Genomic DNA, 5774 nt, shown 5'->3' with positions numbered 1-5774 from the left:
CTACACCTTCGTCAAGGACAAGAAGGCTGGCGACATGACCGGCGAAGGCGTCGCCGGCGCCTGGCACGTCGTCAAGGCCGACTGAGCCCGCGCCTGTGCTTTGGCTGTCGGGTTCCTCGATCCGGCAGCCGGTCGTCCGCTCGGACGTCTCCATCCCAAAAAATGTAATCTTTGCCATACACTCTAAGAGTGTATCGCCGACGGCTGCTTCCCAAATTGCCCACCTCCCCTTGACCGATTGCAAAAGCGCGGCCATGTGAGCGACGAAAAGAGTGGGATTTCGTCGTGCGTCGCGGAGTTATTCCGCTACCTCACAAACTGATTAAAGAGACCTCATGGACGTCGTCGTCGTTGAATCGCCGGCCAAGGCGAAGACAATCAACAAATATCTCGGCAAGAACTATAAGGTCCTGGCCTCGTTCGGCCATGTCCGCGATCTGCCGGCCAAGGACGGTTCGGTGCGCCCGGACGAGGATTTTGCTATGTCCTGGTCGGTCGACACCGCCTCGGGCAAGCGCCTCGCCGACATCGCCAAGGCGGTCAAGGACGCCGACGGCCTGATTCTCGCCACCGACCCCGATCGCGAAGGCGAGGCGATTTCCTGGCACGTGCTGGAAGTCCTGAAGCAGAAGCGCGCGCTGAAGGACAAGCCGGTCAGCCGCGTCGTCTTCAACGCCATCACCAAGACCTCGGTGCTGGAAGCGATGGCCAATCCGCGCCAGATCGACGCCCCGCTGGTCGACGCCTATCTCGCCCGCCGCGCGCTCGACTATCTCGTCGGCTTCACGTTGTCGCCGGTGCTGTGGCGCAAGCTGCCGGGCGCCCGCTCCGCCGGCCGCGTGCAGTCGGTGGCGCTGCGCCTCGTCTGCGACCGCGAATCCGAGATCGAGCGCTTCATCCGCGAGGAATACTGGCAGATCGCCGCCATCCTCAACACGCCGCGCAACGACAGCTTCGAAGCTCGGCTGACCGCCTTCGCCGGCAAGAAGCTGCAGAAGCTCGACATCGGCAACAAGGCGCAGGCCGACGACATCAAGGCGATGCTGGAAGGCGCGACCTTCAAGGCCTTGTCGGTCGAAGCCAAGCCCACCAAGCGCAATCCCGGCCCGCCCTTCACCACCTCGACGCTGCAGCAGGCAGCATCGTCCGGGCTCGGCTTCTCGGCCACCCGCACCATGCAGGTGGCGCAGAAACTCTATGAAGGCATGGATGTCGGCGGCGAGACCGCCGGCCTCATCACCTATATGCGAACCGACGGCGTGCAGATGGCGCCGGAGGCCATCGATGCCGCCCGCAGCGCCATCGTCAGCGAGTTCGGCGCGAAATACCTGCCGGAGAAGCCGCGTTTCTACACCGCCAAGGCCAAGAACGCCCAGGAAGCGCACGAGGCGATCCGCCCGACCGATTTCAAGCGCACGCCGGCTTCCGTTCGGCAATATCTCGACGCCGACCAGGCCCGGCTCTACGAGCTGATCTGGAAGCGCGCCATCGCCAGCCAGATGCAGCCGGCCGAGATCGAGCGCACCACGGTCGAGATCGAGGCGGTCAACGGCGCCCGCGCCGCCGAGTTGCGCGCGATCGGCTCGGTCATCCGCTTCGACGGCTTCATCGCCGCCTATACCGACCAGAAGGACGAGGACGCCGAGGACGAGGAAAATCGCCGCTTGCCCGAAATCCGCGCTGGCGAGCAGCTTGCCCGTCAGGCGATCAACGCCACCCAGCACACCACCGAGCCGCCGCCGCGTTATTCGGAAGCCTCGCTGATCAAGAAGCTGGAGGAGCTTGGCATCGGTCGGCCGTCGACCTACACGGCGATCCTGAAGACCCTCGAGGACCGCGATTACGTCACCATCGACCGGCGCAGGCTGGTGCCGCAGGCTAAGGGCCGGCTGCTCTCTGCCTTCCTCGAAAGCTTCTTCGAGCGCTATGTCGAATATGACTTCACCGCTTCGCTCGAAGAGAAGCTCGACGAGATTTCCGACGGCAAGCTCGCCTGGAAGGACGTCCTGCGCGACTTCTGGAAGGATTTCTCCGGCGCCGTTGACGACATCAAGGAACTGCGTGTCGCCGATGTGCTCGACGCGCTCAACGAAGAGCTCGCGCCGCTGGTGTTCCCGGAGCGCGAGGACGGTTCCAATCCGCGTATCTGCCCGAAATGCGGTTCAGGAAACCTCTCGCTGAAGCTCGGCAAGTTCGGCGCCTTCGTCGGCTGCTCGAACTATCCCGAATGCTCCTACACCCGCCAGCTCGGCGACGCCGCCAACCCCAATGGCGAGAACGGCAATGGCGAGGACGGCGTCAAGCTGCTCGGCAAGGATCCCTACACCGCCGAGGAAATCACGCTGAGGAGCGGCCGGTTCGGTCCCTATATCCAGCGCGGCGAAGGCAAGGAGGCCAAGCGCTCGAGCCTGCCCAAGGGCTGGACACCCGAATCGATCGACCATGAGAAGGCGCTGGCGCTGCTGGCCCTGCCTCGCGACGTCGGCAAGCATCCGGAGAGCGGCAAGATGATCTCGGCCGGCCTCGGACGCTACGGCCCGTTCGTGCTGCATGACGGCACCTATGCCAATCTCGAAAGCATCGAGGACGTGTTCTCGATCGGCTTGAACCGCGCCGTCTCGGTGATTGCCGAGAAGCAGCTGAAGGGCAAAGGCGGCCGCAACGGCGCCACGCCCGCGGCGCTGAAGGAACTGGGCGACCATCCCGACGGCGGCGGCAAGATCGTCGTGCGCGACGGCAAATACGGGCCTTATGTCAATTACGGCAAGGTCAATGCGACGCTGCCCAAGGGCAAGGACCCGCAATCGGTGACGATGGAAGAAGCGCTCGCTTTGATCGCCGAAAAGGAAGCCAAGGGCGGAGGCGGCAAGAAGCCCTTCCGCAGAGCGGCGAAGAAGGGATAGCAGGACGTGGCGCGCAGGATCTCCGGAAGAAGCCACGCCGATCCGCGCCACGCCGACACGAGGGCCAAGGTGGTCAAGGACGATTACCGGCCCTCGCGTGACGAGATCCTGCGCTACATCGCCGAAAATCCCGACCGCTCCGGCAAGCGCGAGATCGCCAAGGCCTTCGCGTTGCGCGGCGACGACCGCATCTGGCTGAAGGATATGCTGCGCGACCTGCAGGACGAAGGTCTGCTCAACAAGGAACGCAAGCGCCTGACCCGAGCAGGTGCCGTGCCTCATGTCGCCGTGCTCGACATTTTCGGCCGCGACGACGACGGCATGCTTCTGGCGCATCCGAACGAATACACCGGCGCCGGTTCGCCGCCCGTCATCGCCATCCGCATTTCGCGCGGCGCCAGCGGCCCGGTGCCCGGCATTGGCGACCGCGTGCTGGCAAAAACCTTCCCGACCGACGATCCGTCAGGCCCGGCCTATACCGGACGGGTGATGAAGATCTTCGAGAAGCGCAGCGACGCGGTGCTCGGCGTCTTCCGCGTGCTGAAGGACGGCACCTTCCGCATCGAGCCCGTCGAACGGCGCCAGCCGGAACTGATCGTCGACAAGGAATTCCAGAACGGTGCGAAGAACGGCGACCTCGTCGAGGTCGAGCCGGCGCGGGCATCCCGTTATGGTCTGCCCAGGGCAAAAGTGCTGGCGGTGCTGGGATCGCTGAGCAGCGAGAAGGCGGTCTCGATGATCGCCATCCACGCCCACGACATTCCCCATGTCTTCCCGGCGGACGTGATCGCCGAGGCCGAAGCGGTGAAGCCGGCGACGCTTGAGCACCGCGAGGACTGGCGCGATCTGCCGCTAGTGACCATCGATCCGGCCGATGCGAAGGACCATGACGACGCCGTCTTCGCCACGCCCGACACGGACGAGAAGAATCCCGGCGGCGTCATCGTCACCGTGGCGATCGCCGATGTCGCCGCCTATGTGCACTATGGCACGCCGCTCGACCGCGAAGCCTTGAAGCGCGGCAATTCGGTCTATTTTCCGGACCGCGTCGTGCCGATGCTGCCCGAACGCATCTCGAACGACCTCTGCTCGCTGCGCGAGGGCGAGGACCGGCCGGCCATCGCCGTGCGCATGACCTTCTCCTCGGACGGCCGCAAGCTCAGGCACTCCTTCCACCGCGTCATGATGAAATCGGCGGCGAAGCTCGCCTATCCGCAGGCGCAGGCCGCGATCGACGGCGTCCCCGACGACAAGACACGGCCGATCCTCGATGGCGTCCTGAAACCGCTATGGGACGCCTATGCGGTGCTGAAGCGCGGCCGCGACGCCCGCCAGCCGCTGGAACTCGACCTGCCGGAGCGCAAGATCCTGCTGAAGCCAGATGGGACGGTCGATCGCGTCATCGTGCCGGAGCGCCTCGATGCGCATAAGCTCATCGAGGAATTCATGATCCAGGCCAATGTCGCCGCCGCCGAGACCGTGGAGGGCAAGAAGGAACCGCTTGTCTACCGCATCCATGACGCCCCGTCGCTCGCCAAGCAGGAATCGCTGCGCGAGTTCTTGGCAACGCTCAGCCTCTCCCTGGCGCGTGGCGCGCAGATGCGGCCGAGCCAGTTCAACGGCATTCTGGAGCGGGTGCGCGGCGCCGACAACGAAGCGCTGGTCAACGAAGTGGTGCTGCGTTCGCAGAGCCAGGCGGAGTATTCGCCGAAGAACATCGGCCATTTCGGCCTCAACCTCAGGCGCTATGCGCATTTCACCTCGCCGATCCGCCGCTATGCCGACCTGATCGTGCACCGCGGATTGATCGCAGCACTTGGTCTGGGTCCCGGCGGCCTGACGCAGCAGGAGGCTGACCGGCTGGAAGAGGTCGCCGCGCTGATCTCGGCCACGGAGCGTCGCGCCATGGCCGCCGAGCGCGATACGGTCGACCGGCTTGTCGCCGCCTATCTCGCCGAGCGCGTCAACGATACGTTCGACGCGCGCATCTCCGGCGTCACCAAGGCGGGACTCTTTGTCCAATTGCCGCAGTACGGCGCCGACGGCTTTATTCCGGTGTCAACTCTGGGCGGCGACTACTATATCTACGACGAAACCGCCCGATCGCTGTTCGGGGAACGCACCGGCAAAGGCTATCAGCTTGCCGATCGCGTCGAAGTCCGGCTGGTCGAGGTCGCGCCGATGGCCGGCGCGATGCGTTTCGAGATGCTGACCGACCCGAAGCCCCTGCCCGGCTCGAAGCGGTCGTTTCACAAGGCCAAAGGCCGCGCCCGCGCGTCGCAGTCGCGTTCGGGACCGCGCGGCAGGAGAAGATGATGCCAGGCAATTCCCAGGTGGAAGAACAGGTTTTCGGCGGCGAGCATCATTCCGGCCGCGTCGCGCGTCCGCTGTGGACGGCGATGAAGCGTGGCATGCTCGGCCGCTGCCCGCATTGCGGCAAGGGAAAGCTGTTCCACGCCTTCGTGAAGCCCGTGGACAAGTGCGAGGTCTGCGGCGAGGAGCTGCATCACCATCGCGCCGACGACCTGCCCGCCTATCTCGTCATCGTCATCGTCGGGCACATCGTGCTTGGCTCCTTCATGGCCGTGGAGGCCACCGTCACGCTGTCGAACTGGCAGCACGCGCTGATCTGGGTGCCCTTGACCATCATTCTGGCACTCGTGCTGCTGCAGCCGGTCAAGGGCGCCGTCATCGGCCTGCAATGGGCGCTCTATATGCACGGCTTCGGCGACGAGAAGGACGAATTCGAGAGCCATTCATAAGCCAGGTAGCACCGCTATCCGCCCTGGTTCAAAGGCCGCGACGCGCAAGCCACTTTCGCATCCGGGAAGTTTCCGCTAGGTCGAGCGCAGGGAACGAATGCCCAAGGCG

Annotated in this window: 4 protein-coding genes; 3 read left to right on the top strand and 1 reads right to left on the bottom strand. The window is 64.8% G+C overall.

Annotated features, from left to right (window positions below; genetic code table 11):
- Nucleotides 1-256 (bottom strand): hypothetical protein (locus FJ471_RS35695; protein ID WP_348643398.1); only part of this gene is annotated, 256 nt, incomplete at its 3' end.
- 79 nt (nt 257-335) lie between these two features.
- On the opposite strand from FJ471_RS35695, the gene topA reads away from it, so the two are divergent.
- The 3 genes from topA to FJ471_RS33940 are packed head-to-tail and all read left to right on the top strand — an operon-like array spanning nt 336 to nt 5665.
- The gene (gene topA / locus FJ471_RS33950) at nt 336-2903 is read left to right on the top strand and encodes a type I DNA topoisomerase (RefSeq protein ID WP_140810945.1); all 2568 of its coding nucleotides are present in this window, start codon (nt 336-338) and stop codon (nt 2901-2903) included.
- A 6-nt stretch (nt 2904-2909) separates the two neighbouring features.
- Nucleotides 2910-5219, top strand: coding sequence for a ribonuclease R (gene rnr / locus FJ471_RS33945; RefSeq protein ID WP_140810937.1), 2310 nt, complete (start codon nt 2910-2912; stop codon nt 5217-5219).
- On the top strand, nt 5219-5665 hold the full coding sequence (locus FJ471_RS33940) for a DUF983 domain-containing protein (RefSeq protein ID WP_140810930.1): 447 nt from the start codon (nt 5219-5221) through the stop codon (nt 5663-5665). The genes rnr and FJ471_RS33940 overlap by 1 nt, the downstream gene beginning before the upstream one ends.
- Nucleotides 5666-5774: the final 109 nt, after the last annotated feature.

It is taken from the genome of Mesorhizobium sp. B2-7-1, assembly GCF_006440735.1.
In the GTDB taxonomy this organism is placed as follows: Bacteria; Pseudomonadota; Alphaproteobacteria; order Rhizobiales; family Rhizobiaceae; genus Mesorhizobium.
Note: the sequence above shows the minus strand (reverse complement) of the source record. Positions and strands in the feature narration are given on the sequence as shown.

Excerpts from the sequence above, each read along its gene's own strand:
- topA (WP_140810945.1), top strand. The coding sequence starts at position 336 with ATGGACGTCGTCGTCGTTGAATCGCCGGCCAAGGCGAAGACAATCAAC.
- FJ471_RS33940 (WP_140810930.1), top strand. The coding sequence starts at position 5,219 with ATGCCAGGCAATTCCCAGGTGGAAGAACAGGTTTTCGGCGGCGAGCAT.